Source organism: Micromonospora humida, assembly GCF_016901255.1.
In the GTDB taxonomy this organism is placed as follows: Bacteria; Actinomycetota; Actinomycetes; order Mycobacteriales; family Micromonosporaceae; genus Micromonospora; species Micromonospora wenchangensis.
On the sequence record NZ_JAFEUC010000016.1, the window covers coordinates 40,548 to 62,204 of the forward strand.

The 21,657-nt window shown below is 74.2% G+C and carries 17 protein-coding genes; 7 read left to right on the forward strand and 10 right to left on the reverse strand.

What is annotated here, in order from left to right:
• Positions 1-55: 55 nt before the first annotated feature.
• The 7 genes from mraY to mraZ all read right to left on the reverse strand — a co-directional run bounded on the left by mraY (position 56) and on the right by mraZ (position 8,930).
• Complete coding sequence (gene mraY / locus JQX11_RS27010) at positions 56-1,192, reverse strand: phospho-N-acetylmuramoyl-pentapeptide-transferase (RefSeq protein ID WP_204927758.1); 1,137 nt, start codon at positions 1,190-1,192, stop codon at positions 56-58.
• Entirely contained in the window at positions 1,189-2,601 is a 1,413-nt protein-coding gene (locus JQX11_RS27015) for a UDP-N-acetylmuramoyl-tripeptide--D-alanyl-D-alanine ligase (RefSeq protein WP_204927759.1), read from the reverse strand. Before JQX11_RS27015 ends, mraY begins: the two co-directional genes overlap by 4 nt.
• Positions 2,598-4,160, reverse strand: coding sequence for a UDP-N-acetylmuramoyl-L-alanyl-D-glutamate--2,6-diaminopimelate ligase (locus tag JQX11_RS27020; RefSeq protein ID WP_204927760.1), 1,563 nt, complete (start codon positions 4,158-4,160; stop codon positions 2,598-2,600). Before JQX11_RS27020 ends, JQX11_RS27015 begins: the two co-directional genes overlap by 4 nt.
• A gap of 52 nt (positions 4,161-4,212) precedes the next feature.
• Complete coding sequence (locus JQX11_RS27025) at positions 4,213-6,207, reverse strand: peptidoglycan D,D-transpeptidase FtsI family protein (RefSeq protein WP_372444642.1); 1,995 nt, start codon at positions 6,205-6,207, stop codon at positions 4,213-4,215.
• A gap of 374 nt (positions 6,208-6,581) precedes the next feature.
• Complete coding sequence (ftsL, locus tag JQX11_RS27030; protein ID WP_204927762.1) at positions 6,582-7,184, reverse strand: cell division protein FtsL; 603 nt, start codon at positions 7,182-7,184, stop codon at positions 6,582-6,584.
• Positions 7,181-8,290 carry a 16S rRNA (cytosine(1402)-N(4))-methyltransferase RsmH gene (gene rsmH / locus JQX11_RS27035; protein ID WP_204927763.1) on the reverse strand — a complete coding sequence of 370 codons (1,110 nt, stop codon included), beginning with the start codon at positions 8,288-8,290 and terminating at the stop codon, positions 7,181-7,183. The genes ftsL and rsmH overlap by 4 nt, the downstream gene beginning before the upstream one ends.
• Before the next feature lie 208 nt (positions 8,291-8,498).
• The gene (gene mraZ, locus JQX11_RS27040) at positions 8,499-8,930 is read right to left on the reverse strand and encodes a division/cell wall cluster transcriptional repressor MraZ (RefSeq protein ID WP_204927764.1); all 432 of its coding nucleotides are present in this window, start codon (positions 8,928-8,930) and stop codon (positions 8,499-8,501) included.
• A gap of 354 nt (positions 8,931-9,284) precedes the next feature.
• On the opposite strand from mraZ, the gene JQX11_RS27045 reads away from it, so the two are divergent.
• Genes JQX11_RS27045 through JQX11_RS27055 form a run of 3 tightly spaced genes read left to right on the forward strand, consistent with a single transcriptional unit; the run spans position 9,285 to position 11,944 of the window.
• On the forward strand, positions 9,285-10,532 hold the full coding sequence (locus JQX11_RS27045) for a MurT ligase domain-containing protein (protein ID WP_204927884.1): 1,248 nt from the start codon (positions 9,285-9,287) through the stop codon (positions 10,530-10,532).
• The gene (locus JQX11_RS27050; RefSeq protein ID WP_145920988.1) at positions 10,522-11,244 is read left to right on the forward strand and encodes a type 1 glutamine amidotransferase; all 723 of its coding nucleotides are present in this window, start codon (positions 10,522-10,524) and stop codon (positions 11,242-11,244) included. Before JQX11_RS27045 ends, JQX11_RS27050 begins: the two co-directional genes overlap by 11 nt.
• 16 nt (positions 11,245-11,260) lie before the next feature.
• Positions 11,261-11,944, forward strand: a complete 684-nt coding sequence (locus JQX11_RS27055; protein WP_307826370.1) for a TVP38/TMEM64 family protein — start codon at positions 11,261-11,263, stop codon at positions 11,942-11,944.
• Between the two features lie 71 nt (positions 11,945-12,015).
• On the opposite strand, the gene JQX11_RS27060 is transcribed toward JQX11_RS27055, so the two are convergent.
• Both JQX11_RS27060 and JQX11_RS27065 read right to left on the reverse strand, forming a co-directional pair.
• Entirely contained in the window at positions 12,016-12,702 is a 687-nt protein-coding gene (locus JQX11_RS27060; protein WP_204927765.1) for a response regulator, read from the reverse strand.
• On the reverse strand, positions 12,699-13,934 hold the full coding sequence (locus tag JQX11_RS27065) for a sensor histidine kinase (RefSeq protein WP_204927766.1): 1,236 nt from the start codon (positions 13,932-13,934) through the stop codon (positions 12,699-12,701). Before JQX11_RS27065 ends, JQX11_RS27060 begins: the two co-directional genes overlap by 4 nt.
• Positions 13,935-14,066: 132 nt before the next feature.
• Here JQX11_RS27065 and JQX11_RS27070 point away from each other — a divergent pair, with 132 nt between their 5' ends.
• Positions 14,067-14,978 (forward strand): ABC transporter ATP-binding protein, encoded by a 912-nt coding sequence (locus JQX11_RS27070; RefSeq protein WP_204927767.1) that lies wholly within the window; start codon positions 14,067-14,069, stop codon positions 14,976-14,978.
• Entirely contained in the window at positions 14,975-15,817 is an 843-nt protein-coding gene (locus JQX11_RS27075) for a hypothetical protein (RefSeq protein WP_204927768.1), read from the forward strand. Before JQX11_RS27070 ends, JQX11_RS27075 begins: the two co-directional genes overlap by 4 nt.
• Before the next feature lie 95 nt (positions 15,818-15,912).
• Here the strand turns inward: JQX11_RS27075 and leuS are convergent, their stop codons facing one another.
• The gene (gene leuS, locus JQX11_RS27080) at positions 15,913-18,777 is read right to left on the reverse strand and encodes a leucine--tRNA ligase (RefSeq protein ID WP_204927769.1); all 2,865 of its coding nucleotides are present in this window, start codon (positions 18,775-18,777) and stop codon (positions 15,913-15,915) included.
• 441 nt (positions 18,778-19,218) lie between these two features.
• Here leuS and JQX11_RS27085 point away from each other — a divergent pair, with 441 nt between their 5' ends.
• Together JQX11_RS27085 and JQX11_RS27090 are read left to right on the forward strand one after the other, a co-directional pair.
• Positions 19,219-20,277 (forward strand): AAA family ATPase, encoded by a 1,059-nt coding sequence (locus JQX11_RS27085; protein WP_204927770.1) that lies wholly within the window; start codon positions 19,219-19,221, stop codon positions 20,275-20,277.
• A gap of 1 nt (position 20,278) precedes the next feature.
• Entirely contained in the window at positions 20,279-21,577 is a 1,299-nt protein-coding gene (locus JQX11_RS27090) for a DUF58 domain-containing protein (RefSeq protein WP_204927771.1), read from the forward strand.
• Positions 21,578-21,657 lie beyond the last annotated feature (80 nt).

A 21,657-nucleotide genomic window follows, 5' to 3' on the forward strand; every position in this document is an offset into this window, starting at 1 on the left:
TACGAAACGGGGGCCCCTCCGGTAGGAGGAACCCCCGTCCGGCACACCGGGTCGGTCAGCCCATGCTGGCCAGGAAGTCGCTGTAGAACAGGCCCAGCGCGATGGCCACCCCGATGCCCGCGATGATCCAGAACCGGACCACGATGTTGACCTCGCTCCAGCCGGCCAACTCGAAGTGGTGCTGCAGCGGGGACATCCGGAACACCCGCTTCCCGGTGGTGCGGAACGAGATGATCTGGATCACCACGGACATCGTGATGATCACGAACAGCCCGCCGAGAATCGGCAGCAGCAGCACCGTCCGGGTGGACATCGCCATCCCGGCGATCAGCCCGCCGAGGCCCAGCGCGCCGGTGTCGCCCATGAAGATCCGGGCCGGGGAGGTGTTCCACCACAGGAAGCCCACGCAGGCCCCGGCCGCCGCCCCGGCGATCAGCGCGATCTCCAGCGGGTCCCGGACGGCGTAGCAGTAGTTGTTCGGGTTGGCGGTGTACGTCGGGTCGGCGCACCAGTGCCGGTACTGCCAGAACGCGATCAGCGCGTACGCGGCCAGCACCATCACCGAGGCGCCGGTGGCCAGCCCGTCCAGCCCGTCGGTGAGGTTGACCCCGTTGGTCGCCGCCATCACCACCATGATGATCACGATCACCGAGGCGACCTTGCCGATCTCCAGGGCCGGGACGTCCCGGATGAAGCTCAGCGTGGTGCTGCCCACGGTCTCGGTGTTGGTCGTCGCGCCGCTGGCGTCGGTCATGCTGCTCGGGAAGTACAGCGCGACCACCCCGAAGACCGCGCCGACCAGGATCTGCCCGAACAGCTTGCCGCGCTTGTTGAGCCCGCCGCTGTGCCGCTTGCGCACCTTGAGGAAGTCGTCGATGAAGCCGACCGCGCCGGAGAAGACCATCAGTCCCAGCAGCACCAGGGCGGTGATGGTCGGCTCGACCTGGGCGATCTGCGCGTCCGGCAGGGTGGTCAGGGCGAGGTGGCCGGCGACGTACGCGATCACCGTGGCCAGGATGAACACCACGCCGCCCATCGTCGGCGTGCCCTTCTTGCCCTCGTTGCTGGCCAGCCCGAGGTTGGACCGGATCGGCTGGCCGGCCTTGAGCCGGGCGAACACCTTGATCGCCAGCGGGGTGGCCAGCAACGACACCAGGAACGCCACGCCGATGGCGACGATGACCGCCCTCACGCGGCACCCCCCGCGCCCGCGCCGGCCCCGGAGGCGTCGACCCGCAGCGCGTCGGCGACCTCCCAGGTGCGGTACCGGGAGCCCTTCACCAGGACGACGTCGCCCGGTCGTAGCTCGCTGCGCAGTACCTCGACTGCCGCCGCCTGATCGGTGAGCAGCACCGACTCTCCTCCCCAGTCACTTACCGCTGTCGCGCCCTCGTGGATCGGCGCGGCCGGCTCACCCACCACGAGCAGCCGGTCGACACCGAGTTCGGCCGCGAGCCGGCCGACCTCCCGGTGCCCCTCGTCCTCGTACGCGCCCAGCTCGGCCATGTAGCCCAGCGCGGCGAACGTCCGCCCGCCCCGGTGCATCCCGGCCAGCGCGCGCAGCGCCACCGCCGTCGAGGCCGGGTTGGCGTTGTACGAGTCGTCGATCACTGTCACCCCGTCGGGACGGGTGAACACGTCCATCCGGCGGGTGGAGACCAGCCCCAGGTCACCCAGGGCCGCCGCCAGCTCGGCCAGCGGCATGCCCAGCTCCCGGGCCACCGCCGCCGCGGCGAGCGAGTTGGAGACCTGGTGCCGGCCGGTCAGCCCGAGCCGCACCGGGGCCGTCCCCTCCGGGGTGACCAGGGTGTACGCCGGGCGGCCCCGCCCGTCCAGGGTGACGTCCACCGCGCGCACGTCGGCGTCGGCGGACTCGCCGTAGCGGACCACCCGGGCGGCGGTGCGCGACGCCATCGCGGCGACCAGCGGGTCGTCGGCGTTGAGCACCGCCAGCCCGTCGGCCGGCAGCGCCTCCACGAGTTCCCCCTTGGCCAGGGCGATGTTCTCCACCGAGCCGAACTCGCCCAGGTGCGCCACCCCGACGTTGAGCACCACCGAGATCCGCGGCGGCACCACGTCGCAGAGGTAGCGGACGTGCCCGACGCCCCGCGCCCCCTTCTCCATCACCAGGTACCGGGTCTGCGCGGTGGCCTGCAAGGCGGTGTACGGGTGCCCCAGCTCGTTGTTGAACGAGCCGGGCGGGGCGACCGTCGGGCCGAGCCGCACGGCGAGCTGCGCGATCAGGTCCTTGGTGGTGGTCTTGCCCGACGACCCGGTCAGCCCGATCACGGTGAGCCCGGGCAGCCGGCCCACCACGGCCCGGGCCAGCCGGCCCAGCGCGGCCAGCGCGTCGTCCACCAGCACCATCGGCACCCCGGGCAGCTCCCGGGTGCCGAGCACCGCCACCGCGCCGGCGGCGACCGCACCGGCGGCGTAGTCGTGCCCGTCCACCCGCTCGCCGGGGAACGCCACGAACAGCGCCCCGGTGACGACCTTGCGGGAGTCGAACTCGACCGGGCCGGTGACCCGGGTGTCCGGGTCGGCGGCGTGCAGCCGGCCGTCGACCGCCGAGGCCACCTCGGCCAGGCTCAGCGGGATCACCGTCGACCCGCCAGGTCACCGAAGCGGACGCGCAACGCCTCCGCCAGTTCGGTCCGGTCGTCGAACGGGTGCACCTCGCCGGCGATCTCCTGACCGCGTTCGTGCCCCTTGCCGAGCAGCGCCACCACGTCGCCCGGCCCGGCCAGCCGCACCGCCTCGGCGATCGCCTCCCGCCGGCCCGGCACCTCGACGATCCGGGCGGCCGCCTCGGCCCCGTACGCCCCGGCCAGCACCTCGGCCCGGATCGTCGCCGGGTCCTCGGTGCGCGGGTTGTCGTCGGTCACCAGCACCACGTCGGCGCCCCGGGCGGCGGCGGCGCCCATCGCCGGACGCTTGCCCCGGTCCCGGTCGCCCCCGGCGCCGATGACGCAGATCAGCCGGCCGGTGCCGGAGTCACGCAGCGCGGCCAGGGCGGCCACCACGGCGTCGGTCTTGTGCGCGTAGTCGACCACGCCGCGCACCGGCGCGTCCCCGCTGACCAGTTCCAGCCGGCCGGGCACCCCGCCGCAGGCGGCCACCCCGGCGGCGGCCACCGTCGGGTCGACCCCGGCGGCGACCAGGCAGGCGATCGCGAGCAGCGCGTTGGCCACGTTGTGCCGGCCGGGCAGCGCCACCCCGGCGGGCAGGTCGAGCCCGTCCGGGCCGTGGGCGGTGAACCGCTGGGCGTAGCCCTCGCCGCCGACCCGGTCGGCCCACCAGGTGGCGGTCGGGTCACCGGCCGCCGAGTAGCTGACCGTGGCCGACCGGTACAGCGGACGCAGCGCCGGGTCGTCGTGGTTGAGCACCTCGACCCGGCAGCGCCCGTCGAACAGCTTCGCCTTCGCCGCGAAGTAGTCGGCCGAGTCGGCGTGGAAGTCGAGGTGGTCGGAGCCGAAGTTGGTGTAGCCGCCGACGGTGAACCGGACCCCGCCGACCCGCCCCATCGCCAGGGCGTGGCTGGACACCTCCATGACCACCGCCGTCACCCCGCGTTCCCGCGCGGCGGCGAGCAGGGCGTGCAGGTCGGTGGCCTCCGGGGTGGTCCGGACGCTGTCGGTCACCAGGTCACCCAGCCGGGTCTCCACGGTGCCGATCAGGCCGGTGACGTGGCCGGCGGCGCGCAACCCGGACTCGATCAGGTAGGCCGTCGAGGTCTTGCCGGCGGTGCCGGTCACCCCGATCACGGTGAGTCCGTCGGTCGGGTCGCCGTAGACGGCGGCGGCCAGCTCGCCCAGCACCGCCCGGGGGTCGGCGGTCACCAGGACGGGCAGCCCGGTCGCGCCGGCCGCCACGGCGCCGGCCGGGTCGGTCAGCACGGCCACCGCGCCGGCCGTGGCGGCGGCGGCGGCGAACTGGGCGCCGTGCCGGCGGGCGCCGGGCAGCGCGGCGTACAGGTCGCCGGGGCGGACCTCCTGGCTGGCGTGGGTCACCCCGGTCACGACCAGCGCGGCGGCGTCGGCCGGCGGCGTCACGGCGAGCCGGTCGGCGAGGTCGCCGAGCCGGACTCCGGGCACGGTACGGGGGCGTGGATTGCCGGGCACGGCGTCAGACCCTACCCGGTCGTCCGGTTCCGGCCGCACAGCCGCCCCGGTGGTTCGTCGGCACTCACCGATGATGTCCCGCCGTTCCCGGTCAGCGCGGAAAGACCTCGAAGTTGGGGGATTTCCCGCGCGACGGCGGAACCCGGTAGTGACGCAGCGTGAACCCCATCATCTCGCGGAACGCCGGGGCGACGACCGCGCCGCCACCGCCCTCGGGGTTCCATACGAAGACCGCCACCACGTACCGGGGCGCCTCGGCGGGCGCCATCCCGATGAACGAACCGACCTCGCCGGGCTGCTGCTTGCCGTCGACGTAGCGCAGCCCGGTGCCGGTCTTGCCGGCGACCCGGTAGCCGGGCACCGCGGCGGCCAGGCCGGTCGCGCCGTCGACGGTGGTCACGGCCTCCAGCAGGGTGCGCAGGGCGGCAGCGTTCTGCGGGCTGAGCACCGAGCGGGTGACCGGGGCGGCGGACGGGGTGCGTGTCCCGTCCGCCCCGACCACCTCCTTGATCAGGTGCGGCTGGACGTAGGTGCCGTCGTTGGCGATGGTGGCGTACGCGGCGGCCATCTGCAACGGAGTGGCGTCGACGCTGTGCCCGATCGGCACCGACCCGTACGACGAGCCACTCCACTGGTCGGCCGGGAGCAGCCGTCCGGACGCCTCGCCGGGCATCCCCTCGCCGGTGGGCTGCCCCAGCCCGAACCGCTTCTGGTAGTCGATCAGCCGGTCGGGGCCGAGCCGGTCGCCGATCTCGATGGTGCCGACGTTGGACGAGTAGGCAAGCATCCCGGCCACGCTGAGCTTCTTGCCGTCGGCCGGGTGGGTGTCGCGGAAGGTGACGTCGCCCCGGGTGATGGTGTTGGCGACCGGCCAGGCGCTGTCCGGGGTGATGATGCCCTCCTGCAGGGCCGCGCCATAGGTGATCGCCTTGTGCACCGAGCCCGGGTCGACCACGAAGCTGGTCGCCGCGTCCTCCCGGTCGGTGGGCCGGCTCTGCTCCGGGGTGGCCGCGTTGTAGGTCGGGTTGCTGGCCTGGGCCAGCACGTCACCGGTCTTGACGTCGAGCACCACCGCCGCGCCGATCGCGCCCCGGGTCTGTGCCATCTGCCGGCTGAGGATCTGCTGCACCTGGAACTGGAGGTCCCGGTCGATGGTGAGCACCAGCGAGCTGCCCGGTTTGGGGTCGGTGGTCTGGCTGTAGCCGCCGGGGATGGGCGCGTTGAGGTCGCCGAGGCCGGCCTCGTACACCCGGCGGCCGTCCTGCCCGCGCAGCACGTCGTCGTAGCGGGCCTCCAGACCCTCCAGTCCGTCCATGTCCTGGCTGGTGAAGCCGACCAGGTTGGCGGCCAGGTCGCCGCCGGGCACCTCGCGGCGTTCGTCGCGGTGGGTGCCGATGCCGGCCAGGTCGAGCGCCTCGATCTGCTTGGCCCGGGCGATGTCGACGCCCCGGGCCAGGTAGCGGAACTGGAGCTTGCCCTTGCGCTTCATCTTCTCGGCCAGTTCGGAGGCCGGGACGCCGAGCAGCGGGGAGAGCAGCTTCGCGGTCTCCGTACGGTCCTTGATCATGGTGGGGTCGGCGAAGACGTACCGGGCCTCGATGCTGCGGGCCAGCGGGGCGCCGGTGCGGTCCTGGATCGAGCCGCGCGGGGCGGGCAGGTCGATGCGGGCGAGCCGGTTGTCGACGCCGCCGCCGGCGTACGCCGGGGTGTCCACGGCCTGCAGGACGACCAGCCGGATGCCGATCACGGCGAAGACCGCGAGCACCAGCATGGTGCCCAGGCGCAGCCGGCGACGCGGCTCGGCGAGCTTCGGCGGGCGGCGCGGCTTGCGCACCGGCCTACGCCCGGCGGGCCGGTCGGTGCGCCGGGGTGCCTCGGTCCGGCGCGGTGCGCCCCGGCCGGGGGTGTCGGTGCGGCGACCGGGGCGGCGGCGGGGCGCGGGCGGCTCGGCGAACTCGTCGTCGTCGGGGACGGCGCGCGGCGGCACGGTCCGGATGACGCCGGTGCGCCCGGTCGGGGCGGCCTCCCGCCGGCCCGCCCGGTTGGCCGCGGCACGACCGGCGGCGGCCCGGCCGCCGTCGAGCACCTGCAACGCGGGCCGGAACGGGTCGCCGGAGCGGCCGGCCCGGGGGGTACGCCGCTGTCCGCCCCGGTCCTCGCTGCTCTCCCGGATGGTCCGGCCCCGGGGGGTGTACGCCCGCGCGTCGGAGATCCCCCCGACGTCCCCGGTCCGGGGCTGCCCGGTGCGGGGCTCACCGGCGCGGCCCTGTCCCCGGGGCTCACCGGCGCGGGGACCGGCGGCCGGGGATTCTCCGCCGCGCGGCTCGGGGGTGCGTGGCTCGGGGGTGCGTGGTTCCGGCGTCCGGGGCCCGCCGCCCCGGGCGGCCCCGCCACGAACCGATCCGCGCCGGGAGCCCGTGGGGTCCCGGCGCGGATCGTCGGATCTCGGTGGCACGGGCGTTACCCCCCGTTGCCCTGCTGGCTGGTGATCGCCGGCTGCCCGTCGGCCGGCTGCGGCACGCCGATCAGCCGACCGTCCGGCAGCCGGATGTACGCCGGTTCGCCCGCCTCGACCAGGCCCAGCTTGCGGGCCTCGGCGGTCAGGTTGCCCGGCTCCTTGGCCTCCTCGATCTCCTTCTCCAGCTGCTGCTGGTCGACGTCGAGGCGGGCCTGCTGCTGCTGGAGCTGCTGGAGCTTGAACGCGTTCTCGTTGATCTTGGTGTTGACCGCGAGGATGCCCAGCACCCCGCCGACGACCAGCACCACGATCAGTGCCGCGAACGGCGCCCGGGGCACCCGGACCGGCGGCGGCGGCGCCACCCGCAGCCGGGGCGACCCGGCGGCGGTGGCGGCGGTACGGGTGGCCGGCTGCTCCGCCGGCCGCAACGCGGCGCTGCCCTGGGTGGGGAACTCGCGCGCCCCCCGGCGCGCCTCCCCCGCTCGACCGGTGAGGTCCGCCGGCGTCGTGGTACGGGCCGTGCGCTGCGCCGTGGTCCGGCCCCCCGACCGCGGTGCGCGCTGCCCGACGGCCGCGTCGCGGCCGTCACGCTTGTTGACGTTCATGTCCCCTCCCCCTGTTCGTCCGTCCTGCCGTCCCCCAGGATCGCCTCCAGGTCCACTGTGGAACCCCGCGTCGACCCCGTGCCCGGTTGGTGCATCGCCCTGACCCGTCGGCCGGACCGTTCGCGGTCGGTCCGCCCCTGGTGACCGGTGGCCGGGTCGAGTCGCTCCGCCGCCCGTAGCCGCACGGACGCGGCCCGCGGGTTCGCGGCGACCTCGGCCTCCCCGGCAAGCTCGGCGCCCCGGCTGAGCAGCCGGAACGTCGGACCCGACCCGGGGAGTTCCACCGGAAGGTCGACCGGGCCCTTACTGCGGACCCGGTCGGCGAGCGCCTGCTTGGTGAGCCGGTCCTCCAGCGAGTGGTAGGACAGGACCACCATGCGACCGCCCACGTGGAGCTTGTCGAGGGCAGCCGGCAGCGCCGTCTCCAGCACCGCCAGTTCCCTGTTTACCTCGATGCGTAAAGCCTGAAACGTTCTCTTGGCCGGGTGTCCCCCGGTTCGTCGCGCTGGTGCCGGAATGCTCTCCCTGACCAGCTCCGCCAGCCGGGCCGAGGAGGTGATCCGACCCCGCTCCCGCTCCCGCAGGATCGCCGAGGCGATCCGGCCGGCGAACTTCTCCTCGCCGTAGACCCGCAGCACCCGGGCCAGGTCCGGGTGGGAGTAGCTGTTGACCACCTCTTCGGCGGTCACCCCCCGGGTCTGGTCCATCCGCATGTCCAGCGGCGCGTCCTGGGCATAGGCGAACCCGCGGTCGGGCGCGTCGAGTTGCAACGACGAGACGCCCAGGTCGAACAGCACCCCGTCGATGCCCGGGTAGCCCAGCCGGTCCACCACCTCGGGCAACTCGTCGTAGACGGCGTGCTCCAGGTGGATCCGGTCGGCGAACCGGGCCAGCCGGACCCGGGCGTGCGCCAGCGCCTCGGTGTCCCGGTCCAGGCCGATCAGCACCGTGTGCGGATGCCGTTGCAGCACCGCCTCGGCGTGACCGGCCAACCCCAGCGTGGCATCGACGTGGACCGTACGGCCGCCCCGGTCCAGCGCGGGGGCCAGCAGCTCGAGGCACCGCTCAAGCAGCACCGGCACGTGCGTGCCGCGAAGCTCCCCCATGTCGACCCCCACTGTGGAATATGTCTCGTCGTGTCGCGCTCTGCCCGTCGGACGACGCCGTGCCGTCGTACCGCCAGATCCCCATCCGCTCCCGCCCCGGCCCCGGGCCGACGCCCGGAGTGGAGATCGTGCCCCTGGCACCGGGGAAGGGGCGCCAGGAACTCGAAAGCGGCTGGAGATCTCGCAGTACGTCGGGCGTCGCCGCGCCCTACAGACCGCCGGGCAGCACCCCCTCCTCGATGTCGGCGAAGTCGTCTTCGCTGTCGGCGAGGTAGCTCTCCCAGGCCGTCCGGTCCCAGATCTCCACCCGGGTGGACGCCCCGATCACCACCAGGTCCCGGTCGAGCGCGGCGTAGGTCCGCAGGTGGGACGGGATGGTGACCCGGCCCTGCTTGTCGGGGACCTCGTCGTGCGCGCTGGCGAAGAAGACCCGGCTGTAGGCCCGGGCCGCCTTGTTCGTCATCGGTTGCGCGCGCAACTGGTCGGCGATCCGGTGGAACTCGGGCGTGGGGAAGACGTAGAGGCAGCGATCCTGCCCTTTGGTGATCACGACACCCCCCGCCAGCTCGTCCCGGAATTTGGCCGGAAGGATCAAACGGCCCTTTTCGTCCAGGCGCGGAGTGTGGGTGCCGAGGAACATCGGCCCAACCCCCTTGCCCTGAGCGGCGTTCGCGGCGCCGCTGACCCCCTGGGCCGGTGGGCCCTCCCGGCCTCACCATTGCGCCCCACTCTACTCCACTTCCCTCCACCTGCAACCAGAATCGCCGCCCCGGCGCGTCGCCGTCGCGGCTAAAACCGCACGTCAGAGCGGGTGGAGCGGAGTGGAGGGGCGCGCCGGGCCGCAGCCGCGTCCGCTACCCGACATAGATCGACTCCATCCGGTGGAGCGTCCGCCGACCGGATGCCCGGCCCGCCCCGACCGAACGGTTCGCCGTCGGCGGCGATCTGGCGGGCGCGGGGGTCCGGTAACCTCGCTCGCGTGACGGACGCGAAGATGCCCCTGCGGGCGAAGGTGGCCAGCTCCGTGTCGAGGACCGCCGCGGCGCTGTCGCGCGCCGCCGGCCGGGGCGACGGCTCGGTGATCGGCGGATGGATCGGCCTGAAGATCGACCCCGACCTGCTGGCCCACCTCTCGGCCGGACGCGCCATCGCGCTGGTCTCCGGCACCAACGGCAAGACCACCACCACCCGGCTCAGCGCCGCCGCCGTCGGCGTGCTCGGCCGGGTCGCGACCAACTCGTTCGGCGCCAACATGCCCACCGGGCACACCTCGGCGCTGGCCAAGGCCGGCAGCACCCCGTACGCGGTGCTCGAGGTCGACGAGCACTACCTCGCGCAGGTGCTGGAGGCCACCGAGCCGCACGTGGTGGCCCTGCTCAACCTCTCCCGCGACCAGCTCGACCGCGCCAAGGAGGTCGCCATGATGGCGCAGCTCTGGCGCGCGGCGCTGGTCCGGCACACCGACGTACGGGTGGTGGCCAACGCCGACGACCCGATGGTGGTCTGGGCGGCCACCCCGCCCGCCGACCCCGCGCAGGGCGTCCGCCCGCCGCACGTCACCTGGTTCAGCGCCGGCCAGCGCTGGCACGACGACTCCTGGGTCTGCCCCGAGTGCGGCTCCACCATCCAGCGCTCCGGCGAGCAGTGGTGGTGCTCCGGCTGCCCGCTGCGCCGCCCGGACGCCCAGTGGACGGTGGAGGACGACGGCGTGCTCGACCCCACCGGGGCCTGGCACAAGGTGACCCTCCAGCTCCCCGGCAAGGTCAACCTCGGCAACGCCGCCACCGCGCTGGCCGTCGCCGCCGAGTTCGGGGTACGCCCCGTCGACGCCGTCTCCCGGCTGCACACGGTCACCTCGGTCGCCGGCCGGTACGCCCAGGTCGACCGGGACGGGCGCAACATCCGGCTGCTGCTGGCCAAGAACCCGGCCAGCTGGCTGGAGGCGTTCGACATGGCCGACGAGGCGCCCACCCTGCTGTCCATCAACGCCCGTGACCCCGACGGGCTGGACACCTCCTGGCTGTTCGACGTCGACTTCGCGCCGCTGCGCGGCCGGCAGGTGCTGATCACCGGCGACCGCGCGTACGACCTGGCGGTCCGGCTCGACGTCAACGGGGTGCCGTTCCAGCACGTCCGGGCGTTCGGCGAGGCGGTCCGGGCGGTCCCGCCGGGCCGGCTGGAGGTCATCGCGAACTACACCGCCTTCCAGGACATCCGAGCGGAGTTGGACCGTGTCAACTGAGAGCCTGCGTATCGTCTGGATCTACCCCGACCTGCTCTCCACCTACGGCGACCGGGGCAACCTGCTGATCCTGGCCCGCCGGGCGCAGCAGCGCGGGATGCCGGTCGAGGTGCTGGAGGTCCGCTCCGACCAGCGGCTGCCCGCCACCGCCGACATCTACCTGCTCGGCGGCGGCGAGGACGGCCCGCAGGCGCTCGGCGCGCAGCGGCTGCTCGCCGACGGCGGCCTGCACCGGGCCGTCGCCCAGGGCTCGGTGGTCTTCGGCGTCTGCGCCGGCTACCAGCTCCTCGGCACCTCCTTCTTCGCCAAGGGCACCCGGTGCGCCGGGCTGGAGCTGCTCGACCTCTCCTCCGACCGGGGCCCGACCCGGGCGGTCGGCGAGCTGGCCGGCGAGATCGACCCCCGGCTGGGCGTGCCGCCGCTGTCCGGGTTCGAGAACCACGGCGGCCGGACCCACCTCGGCCCCGGCGTATCGCCGCTGGCCCGGGTCAGTGCCGGGGTCGGCAACGACGGCGTCACCGAGGGCGCGTGGCGGGGCAAGCTGCTCGGCACGTATTCGCACGGGCCGGCGCTGGCCCGCAACCCCGCCCTGGCCGACCTGCTGCTGCGCTGGGCCACCGGCGCGCACCAGCTCCCGCCGCTGGACGACACCTGGGCCGAGCGGCTGCGCACCGAACGCCGCGCCGCCGTGGCCGCCGCCGCCCGCCCGTGACGCCCGCCGCCCGCCCGTGACCACCGCCGTCCGGCGGCTGCTTCGCCAGCCGTCGGCACGTCGGTTCGCCCTGCTGCTGGTCATGCTCGCGGGGTTCCTGGTGCTGCTGCTGGTCACGCCGCACCCGGACGTCGCCGAGCTGCCCCGGCTGGCCGACTCGCTCGGCGGGTACGCCCCGGTGCTGGGCGTGGTGGTCGGGGCGCTGCTGCTGGTGGCCCTGGTCCCCCGGACCTTCGTCACGCTGGCGGCGGGAGCGGTCTTCGGCCCGCTCGAGGGCGCGGCGTACGCGCTCGGCGCGGCACTGCTGGCCGCCGCGCTCGGCTTCGCCGTCGGCCGGGTGCTGGGCCGGGAGTTCGTCGCCGAGCGGGTACGCGGCCGGCTGGCCCGGCTCGACGGCTGGTTCGCCCGGCAGAGCGTGCTCGGCGTGATCACCGTACGGATGCTGCCGGTCGCCGGGTTCGGGCTGGTCAGCTACGGCTACGGCACCACCGGCGCGCGGGTGCTGCCGTTCCTGGTCGGCAGCGTGCTGGCCTCCGCCCCGACCGCCTTCGGCTACGCCGCCATCGGCGCGGCGGCCAGCTCCCCCGGCAGCATCAACTGGTACGCCGCCGCCCCGGCCAGCCTCGGGCTGATCGCCAGCGCGGTGCTGGCGTACCAGTGGTGGCGGGCCGAACGCCGCCGCCGGCGCGACCCGAGCTGAGCCCGACCGGCGTCGGGGATCGACGCTGACGCCGACCGGACCGGCCGGTGGCGGGCCGTCGCCGCGGTGGGTCAGCGGCCCCGGTCCGCGTCACGGTCGTCACGGCGCGCGGGGTGGACCAGTCCGGCCTCGTAGGCGGCGATGACCAGGTGCACCCGGTCCCGTGCGCCGAGCTTGGTGAACAGCCGGGCCACGTGGGCCTTGGCGGTGGCCGCGCTGATGAACAGGTGCGCGGCGATCTCCGCGTTGGACAGTCCCCGGCCGACCAGGGTCAGCACCTCGCGTTCCCGCCCGGTCACCCCGGGCAGGGGGCGCGGTTGGGCCGCCCGGTCAGGGCGGCGGGCGAATTCGGCGATCAGCCGGCGGGTCACCGCCGGCGCGATGAGGGCGTCACCGGCGGCGACCACCCGGACCGCACCGAGGATGTCCTCCAGGGCCATGTCCTTGACCAGGAATCCGCTCGCCCCGGCACGTAGTGCGCCGTGCACGTGCACGTCGTCATCGAACGTGGTCAGCACCAGCACCCGGGGCGGGCCGCCGGCCGCGGTGATCGCCCGGGTGGCGGTGATGCCGTCGGTCCCGGGCATCCGCAGGTCCATCAGCACCACGTCGGGCAGCACGTCCCGGGCCAGCCGGACCGCCTCCGCGCCGGTGCCGGCCTCACCGACCACCTCGATGTCGGGCGCGTCGGCGATCAGCACCCGCAGACCGGCGCGGACCAGCGGCTGGTCATCGACGAGCAGGACCCGGATGCTCACCCGTCGACCCCGGCAGGCATCTCGACGCTGGCCCGTCCGCCGTCGGCCGGCAGGCGGGCGGCGACCCGGAAGCCGCCCTCCGGGCGCGACCCGGCGGCGAACCGGCCCCCGAGCAGCGTCACCCGTTCCCGCATGCCGACGATCCCGTGTCCCGCACCCGCACCGCCGGGCGGAGCGCCCCGGCCCGCGTCGACCACCTCGACGCGGAGCCCGTCCGGCAGGTAGCCGAGGGTGACCTGACACCGGTCGACGCCCGCGTGCCGGACCACGTTCGTCAGCGCCTCCTGCACGATCCGGTAGGCGGCGAGGTCGACCTCCCCGGGCAACTGTCGGGGCGGGCCCTCCCGGCGTACCGCCACCCGGACCCCCGCGTCGGCGGCGACGTCGACCAGCCGGTCCAGGTCCACCAGACCGGGCGGCGGGTCCAGCGACGCCGCCGCCTGCTGCGGGTGACGCAGCGCGCCGACGGTCCGCCGCAGCCCGGCCAGCGTGTCCCGGCTGGTCTGCTCGATGGCGGCGAGTGCGGCCCGGGCCTGTCCCGGCTGGGTGTCGATGACCCGGGCTCCGACACCCGCCTGGATGGCGATGACGCCGATGCTGTGCGCCACCATGTCGTGCACTTCCCGGGCGATCCGCAGCCGCTCCGCGGTGACCGCCTCGACGGCGGCGTGCGCGCGTGACTCCTCGGCGTGCCGACGGCGGGCCCGCGCCGCGCCGCCGGCCACCACGGCGGCGACCACCAGCAGCACCGAACTGGTGGCCCGGTCGACCGGGCCGGTGGCCGAGTTGACGAAACCCGCCGTGACCTGCAGCACGAGCACCACGGCGGCGGCGGGGACCGCGATCCGGCCCGGGAAGCGTGCCGCGACCAGCCCCACCATCGCATCGACGACGAGGAACTGCAGGTACCAGACGGCGGACAGGTAGCCGTTCTCCCAGGCACTCGTCGCCACGGTCACCGTGCAGGCCCCGGCGAGCGCCAGCCCCAGCGCGAGCAGCGGGCGACGCCCCAGCAGGGCGGCGGGCAGCAACACCACCAGCGCCGGCGCGAGATAGCGCAGCGGGATCCCCGGCACGCTTCCGTCGGGGGTGACGACCGGCAGGAGCGGGCCACCCGTGCCGACGGTCGACGCGAGCAGCACCACGGCCGGGAGCAGGCCCACCCCGGCCCAGATCAGGACCGTCCGCACCCGACGGGCGACGGGAGCCGGACGGGCGGCGACGGCACGCATGGGGACACCGTAGCCAGCGGGTGGCCGGGTGGTCATCGGCCGGCGGGCGTACGCCCCGGGGCCTACCCCGCGGGGCCGGAAGTGGCCGGCGGTACGACGTCCGGCAGCGCATCGTCCGGCAGCGTCGAACCCGTGATCGAGATACGTGACCTCACCAAGCGGTACGGCCGGACCACGGCCGTCGACCGGCTCACCCTCACCGTCCGGTCCGGGCACGTGACCGGATTCCTCGGGCCCAACGGCGCCGGCAAGTCCACCACCCTGCGGCTGCTGCTCGGCCTGCACCGCCCGACCAGCGGCAGCACCCTGATCGACGGGCAGCCGTTCGCCGCACGCCGGCGCGGGTTGCGGCACGTCGGCGCGCTGCTCGACGCGGGCGACGTGCACGGCGGGCGCAGCGCCCGGTCGCACCTGCGGGCGCTGGCCGCCAGCAACGCCATCGGCCGGTCGCGGGTCGACGAGGTGCTGGGCGAGGTGGGCCTGACCGGGGTCGCCGGACGCCGGATCGGTGGTTTCTCGCTCGGCATGAAGCAGCGGCTCGGCATCGCCGCCGCGCTGCTCGGCGATCCGCCGACGCTGCTGTTCGACGAGCCGTTCAACGGCCTCGACCCGGCGGGGGTGCGGTGGGTGCGCGAACTGTTCCGGCGGCTCGCCGCCGAGGGCCGGACCGTCCTCGTCTCCAGCCATCTGATGAGCGAGATGGAACAGACCGCCCAGCACCTGGTGGTGATCGGCCGGGGCGAGTTGATCGCCGACGAGAGCCTGGCCGAGTTCGCCGCCCGCAGCGTCCGGACGCAGGTCGTGGTCCGTACGCCCGACCCGACGGCGCTGACCGTCGCGGTGCGCGAGGTGGGCGCGGACGTGGGGACGGCCCCCGACGGCTCGCTCACGGTGACCGGCCTGAGCCCGACGGCGCTCGGCGACCTCGCATTCACCCGGGGCATCCCGGTGCACGAGTTGATCACCCGGTCCACCTCGCTGGAGGAAGCGTTCATGAACCTCACCGCCGACCGCGTCGACTACCGGGCAGGAGAAGACCGGTGACCGCACCGACCGAGGCCACCCGGAGCGCCGGCCGCCGGGCCGTCGAGCCCGCCGCCCGCTTCCGTGACCTGCTCGCCGCCGAGTGGCTCAAGCTGTGGTCGCTGCGTTCCACCTACGGGTCGCTGGCGCTGATCGCGGTGTCGGCCGTGCTGTTCAGCGTGCGGGCGGCCCTGGCCGACCACCACAACTGGCCTGGCTACTCGGCGGAGCGGCAGGCCGCGTTCGACCCGATCCACGATGCCTTCCCCGAGGAGGGTTGGTTGTTCGTCATCCTCGCCGCCGGGGCGGTCGGCGCGGTGACGATCGCCGCTGAGTACGCCAGCGGCCAGATCCGTACGACGTTCGCCGCCGTACCGGCCCGAGCCGCCGTCGCCGCCGCCAAGGTGCTGGTGCTGGCGACGGTCATGCTGGTCGTCGGGGTGCTGACCGCAGGTGTGTCGTTCGGGCTGTCGCAGGCCATCCTCGCCGACCGGGGGGCCGGCGCGTCGCTCGGCGACCCCGGGGCGTTGCGGGCGGTCGTCGCCTCGGCGCTGCTGCTGCCGGTCTGCGCGCTCATCGGCCTGGGCTTCGGCGCGCTGCTGCGGCACACCGCTCCGGCGATCGTCGCGACCACGGGGCTGCTGCTCCTGTTGCCGCTCGCGTTCGACCTGGAGAACCGGTGGACGGCCGCGATCCACAACGCCCTGCCGGTGCCAGCCTGGGAACGGCTCGTCGCGAACCCGTACATCCAGTTCAACGAGCACCTCGCCACGGTCCCGGGTTCCTGGGTGGCGCTCGCCGCCTGGCCGGTCGTCGCCACCCTGGTCGCCGCGCTGGTCGTGCACCGCCGCGAACCCTGACCCGCCCCACGGGCCGGCGGCAGCACGCCGGGCGGGCCGTCGGGAAGGGCCCCTCGCGCCGCGTGAAGCGTCGACGAGGGGCCCTTCCTTTCACGTCAGGCGACGACCGAGACCAGCCGGCCCGGCACCACGATGACCTTGCGCGGCTCCTTGCCGGCCAGCGCGGACGCGACCGCCTCCAGGGCCGCCGCCCGGACGGCCTCCTGCGCGGCGTCGGCGGGCACCTCGATCCGGCCCCGGACCTTGCCGTTGACCTGCACCGGGTAGGTGACCGTGTCGGCGACCAGCAGCGCCGGGTCGGCGGCCGGGAAGTCGGCGTACGCCAGCGAGGTGTCGTGGCCCAGCATCCGCCACAGCTCCTCGGCCACATGCGGGGCGAACGGGGCCAGCATCAGCACCAGCGGCTCGGCCACCTCGCGCGGGGTCTGCTCCAGCCGGGTCACCGCGTTGGTCAGCTCGATCAGCTTGGCGATCGCGGTGTTGAACCGGATGCCCTCCATGTCGGTCCGGACCCCGTCGACCACCCGGTGCAGCAGCCGGCGGGTCGCGGTGTCGGCCGGCGCGTCGGCGACCCGCAGCGTGCCGGTCTGCTCGTCGACCACGGCCCGCCACACCCGTTGCAGGAACCGGTACGACCCGACCACCGCCCGGGTCTCCCAGGGGCGGGACACCTCCAGCGGGCCCATCGACATCTCGTACACCCGGAAGGTGTCCGCGCCGTAGGCCGCACACATGTCGTCCGGGGTGACCACGTTGCGCAGCGACTTGCCCATCTTGCCGTACTCGCGGGTCACCTCGTGCTCACCGTGGAACCAGCGCCCGTCGACCTCGACGACCTCCTCGGCCGGCACCGGCGTGCCCCTGGAGTCGCGGAACGCGTACGCCTGGATCATGCCCTGGTTGAACAGCTTGCGGAACGGCTCGAACGACGACACGTGGCCCAGGTCGTACAGCACCTTGTGCCAGAACCGGGCGTACAGCAGGTGCAGCACGGCGTGCTCGGCGCCGCCGACGTACAGGTCGGTGCCCCCGCAGTCGCCCTCGGCGCGCGGGCCCATCCAGTACGCCTCGTTCTCCGGGTCGACGAACCGCCCGGAGTTCGTCGGGTCCAGGTAGCGCAGCTCGTACCAGCAGGAGCCGGCCCACTGCGGCATCACGTTGGTCTCCCGGGTGTACCGCTTCGGCCCGTCGCCCAGGTCCAGCTCCACCTCGACCCAGTCGCGCCGCCGCGACAGCGGGGTCTCCGGGTTGCTGTCGGCGTCGTCGGGGTCGAACGTCTTCGGGGAGAAGTCGTCCACCTCGGGCAGCTCGACCGGCAGCATCTCCTCGGGCAGCGCGATCGCCGCGCCGGTGGCGTCGTAGACGATCGGGAACGGCTCGCCCCAGTAGCGCTGCCGGGAGAACAGCCAGTCCCGCAGCCGCCAGGTGACCGCGCCGACGCCGTGGCCGTTGGCCTCCAGCCAGGCGATGATCGCCGCCTTGGCGTCGGCCACCCCCAGCCCGTTCAGGTCCAGGCCGCGCTCGGGCGCGGCGCTGTTGATCGCCGGCCCGTCCCCGGTCCACGCCTTCCCGTCGAACCCGTCGGCCGGCTGCACGGTCCGCACGATCGGCAGGTCGAACACCTCGGCGAAGGCCCAGTCCCGCTCGTCCTGGGCGGGCACCGCCATGATCGCGCCGGTGCCGTAGCCGGCCAGCACGTAGTCGGCGATGAAGATCGGGATCTGGCCGCCGGTGACCGGGTGGGTGGCGTACGCGCCGACGAAGACGCCGGTCTTCTCCTTGGTGTCCGCCTGCCGCTCCACGTCGGTCTTGGCCGCCGCCGCCTTCCGGTACGCCTCGACGGCCTCCCGGGGGCCGGCGTACCCACCGGTCCAGGCGTCCCGCGTCCCGGCCGGCCAAGCCGCCGGGGTCAGCGCGTCGACCAGCTCGTGCTCGGGTGCCAGCACCAGGTAGGTGGCCCCGAAGATGGTGTCCGGCCGGGTGGTGAACACTCTGATGCGGGCTTCGCCCGCGACACCGGAATCAGTGGTCCCGGTCGGGAAGTCGATGTGCGCACCTGTCGAACGGCCGATCCAGTTGCGCTGCTGCAGCTTGATCGACTCGGGCCAGTCCAGCGTGTCCAGGTCGTCCAGCAGCCGGTCACCGTACGCGGTGATCCGCATCATCCACTGCTTCAGGTTGCGCTTGAAGACCGGGAAGTTGCCCCGGTCGGAGCGGCCGTCCGGGGTGACCTCCTCGTTGGCCAGCACCGTGCCCAGCCCCGGGCACCAGTTCACCGGCGCCTGCGAGACGTACGCCAGCCGGTGGTCGTCGACGATCCGCCGCTGCTCGGCCGGGCTCAGCTCGGCCCAGGCCCGACCGTCGGGGGTGGGCCGGTCACCGGCGGCGAACTCGGCGGTCAGCTCGGCGATCGGCCGGGCCCTGCGGGCGTCGACGTCGTACCAGGAGTTGTAGACCTGCAGGAAGATCCACTGGGTCCACCGGTAGAAGTCGGTGTCGATGGTGGCCACCGAGCGCCGGTCGTCGTGGGCCAGCCCCAGCCGGCGCAGCTGCGCCTTGTACCGCTCGATGTTGGCCACGGTGGTCGTGCGGGGGTGGGTGCCGGTCTGCACCGCGTACTGCTCGGCGGGCAGGCCGAACGCGTCGAAGCCCATCGCGTGCAGCACGTTACGCCCGGCCATCCGCTGGTAGCGGGCGAAGCAGTCGGTGCCGATGTAGCCCAGCGGGTGCCCGACGTGCAGCCCCGCCCCGGACGGGTAGGGGAACATGTCCAGCACGTACAGCTTCTCCGCGCCGGCCCGGGGGTGGCCCGGATCGGCCAGCGGGCCGGTCGGGTTCGGCGCGTGGAAGGTGCCCTCCCGCTCCCAGGTGTCCTGCCACCGACGCTCGATCTCGTCGGCCATGGCCGCGGTGTAGCGGTACGGGGGGATGTCGCCCGCCGGTGCGGCTGCCTCGCTCATGCCTTCTCCTTGGCTCCTTGGCGCGGTCGTGTCGGGTCTGGGGAGCGTCGGGCCCGCAGGACCCCGCCGCGGGCACGAAAAAGCCCCTCGCACAGGAGGGGCCGCCGTGCTGTCGCGCGTCAGCGCATCAGCACGGCCCGGTAAGAAGCAGGAAGACTCCGGTCATGTTCCGCAGTGTACCCCGTGGCGTCGGGCGACCGCCCGGCACATCCACCCCGCGACCGTCACCTTCCGTGGTCGCCCGGCCGCGTCCGGTCCCCCGACCTGACGAATATCCGCCGGGTGACCGGCCGACTTCCGGCAGGGTTCGGCGTTCACCGTAAACATGGTTAGCCTGAGAGACCAGTGCGATTCCTGCGGCAGACGAGGCTTCCCGTTGCGAACCGAACGACGGGTCCAGGTGCTCTTTACCGAGCTGCCGTCGCGACGAGGAGAAGGCCCGTGACACAACAGACCTGGGACGAGGTGGGCGGCGTGCTGCCGCACGACGAGTTCCGCGCCGCCAGCGAGGCCATCGTGGCCAACATCGAGCAGGTCATCGAGGGCAAGACGGCGACCGTACGGCTCGCCCTGGCCGTCCTGCTGGCCGAGGGGCACCTGCTGATCGAGGACGTCCCGGGCGTCGGCAAGACCAAACTGGCCAAGGCGCTCGCCCGGTCCATCGACTGTTCGGTGCGGCGCATCCAGTTCACCCCCGACCTGCTGCCCAGCGACGTCACCGGGGTCAGCGTCTACAACCAGGAGACGCACGACTTCGAGTTCCGCCCCGGCGCGGTCTTCGCCAACCTGGTGGTCGGCGACGAGATCAACCGGGCCTCGCCGAAGACCCAGTCCGCGCTGCTGGAGTGCATGGAGGAACGGCAGGTCACCGTCGACGGCGTCACCTACCAGCTGCAGACCCCGTTCATGGTGATCGCCACCCAGAACCCGATCGAGATGGAGGGGACGTACCCGCTGCCGGAGGCGCAGCGCGACCGGTTCACCGCCCGGATCGCGATGGGCTACCCCGGCCCGGACGCCGAGCTGGCCATGCTGGACGGGCACGGCGCCGCCGACCCGCTCCAGGAGCTGCGCCCGGTCTCCGACGCCGACACGGTCCGCCGGCTGATCGCCACCGTGCGCAACGTGCACGTCGCCGACGCCGTCAAGCAGTACGCCGTCGACCTGGTCACCGCCACCCGGGAGGCCCCCGACCTGCGGTTGGGCGCGTCCCCCCGGGCCACCCTCCAGCTGCTGCGCACCGCCCGCGCGGTGGCCGCCCTGGAGGGCCGCGACTACGTGCTCCCCGACGACCTCCAGGCGCTCGCGGTGCCGGTGCTGGCCCACCGGATCATCCCCACGGCCGACGCCCAGCTGGCCCGCCGCACCACCGACGCGATCGTCGCCGAGCTGGTGCACCGGCTGGCCCTGCCGCCGGACCGCAAGCGCCCCACCGGGTACGACGCGCCCCGCCCCGCCGCCGGCAACGGCCGCCCGCCGTTCGAGCCGCGGAGGCCGTGACGTGCGGGACGGGCTGCGTGGCCTGACCACCCGGGGCCGTTCGTTCCTGGCGGCGGCCATCGCCGCCGCGATCTCGGCCGGCATCCTCGGCGAACGGGACCTGCTCCGGGTGGCGGTGCTGCTCGCCGTCCTGCCGCTGCTCGCCGCGCTCTACGTCGGCCGGACCCGGTACAAGCTGGCCTGCAACCGCTCGCTGGACCCGCACCGGGTGCCGGTCGGGGCCAGCTCCCGGGTGGTGCTGCGGTTGCAGAACATGTCCCGGCTGCCCACCGGCACCCTGCTGCTGGAGGACCGGCTGCCGTACGCGCTGGGCAGCCGGCCCCGGGTGGTGCTGGAACGGCTCGGCGCGCACCAGGCCAGCTCGGTGGCGTACACCGTGCGCGCCGACGTGCGCGGCCGGTACGAGGTGGGTCCGCTGGTGATCCGGATGACCGACCCGTTCGGGTTGTGCGAGCTGAGCCGGGCGTTCCCCAGCACCGAACAGCTCACCGTGATCCCGCAGGTCACCCCGCTGCCCTCGGTACGGCTGCCCGGCGAGTACGCCGGCAGCGGCGACAGCCGGGCCCGGTCGGTGGCGGTGCACGGCGAGGACGACGCCGCCACCCGGGAGTACCGCAGGGGCGACGACCTGCGCCGGGTGCACTGGAAGTCGACCGCCCGCACCGGTGAGCTGATGGTGCGCCGCGAGGAGCAGCCCTGGGAGAGCCGGGCCACGGTGGTGCTGGACACCCGGGCGCACGGGCACCGGGGTGACGGCCCGACGGCCAGTTTCGAGTGGGCGGTCTCCGCCGCCGCCAGCATCGCCGTGCACCTGCGCCAGGCCGGATACAAGCTGCGCCTGGTCACCGGCGACGGGGTCGACGTCGACGCCAACGAGGCCACCGGGGACGGCCTGCTCCTCGACCATCTCTCCGACGTCCGGCTCGACCAGCGCGGCGACGTGGCGACGCTGGTGCAGCGGGTCCGCCAGCGTGCCGACGGTGGCCTGATCATCGCGTTGTTCGGGTCGCTGACCACCAGTGAGGCGGAACTGCTCGGCGGGCTGCGCGGCAACGGGGCGACCTGCGTCGGTTTCGTGCTGCACAGCTCCACCTGGCTCAGCCTGCCCGAGCGGGCCCGGTTCGAGTCCGAGCAGGCCCACGCCGCCGCCGCGCTGTCCCTGTTGCAGGGCGGCTGGCGGGTCATCGGGGTCGACCACGACGGCCAACTCCCGGCGCTCTGGCCGCAGGCCGGCCGCGGTTCACAGGGCTTCGCGCTGCGTGCGGCGCTCGCCGAGACGGTCGCCGGGGCCGTCCGGTGAGCCGTCGACCGGCCCCGCACCGGCACCACCGGCCGGTCCGCCGCGCCGCCGACGGGCGTACCGCCGTCGTCGGCCGCCGT

What these genes read in the sequence shown, in the direction of transcription:
- ftsL (WP_204927762.1), bottom strand. Translation starts at nt 7,184, where the DNA reads ATGAACGTCAACAAGCGTGACGGCCGCGACGCGGCCGTCGGGCAGCGC.
- leuS (WP_204927769.1), bottom strand. Translation starts at nt 18,777, where the DNA reads ATGAGCGAGGCAGCCGCACCGGCGGGCGACATCCCCCCGTACCGCTAC.
- mraZ (WP_204927764.1), bottom strand. Translation starts at nt 8,930, where the DNA reads ATGTTCCTCGGCACCCACACTCCGCGCCTGGACGAAAAGGGCCGTTTG.
- JQX11_RS27065 (WP_204927766.1), bottom strand. Translation starts at nt 13,934, where the DNA reads ATGCGTGCCGTCGCCGCCCGTCCGGCTCCCGTCGCCCGTCGGGTGCGG.
- rsmH (WP_204927763.1), bottom strand. Translation starts at nt 8,290, where the DNA reads ATGGGGGAGCTTCGCGGCACGCACGTGCCGGTGCTGCTTGAGCGGTGC.
- JQX11_RS27045 (WP_204927884.1), top strand. Translation starts at nt 9,285, where the DNA reads ATGCCCCTGCGGGCGAAGGTGGCCAGCTCCGTGTCGAGGACCGCCGCG.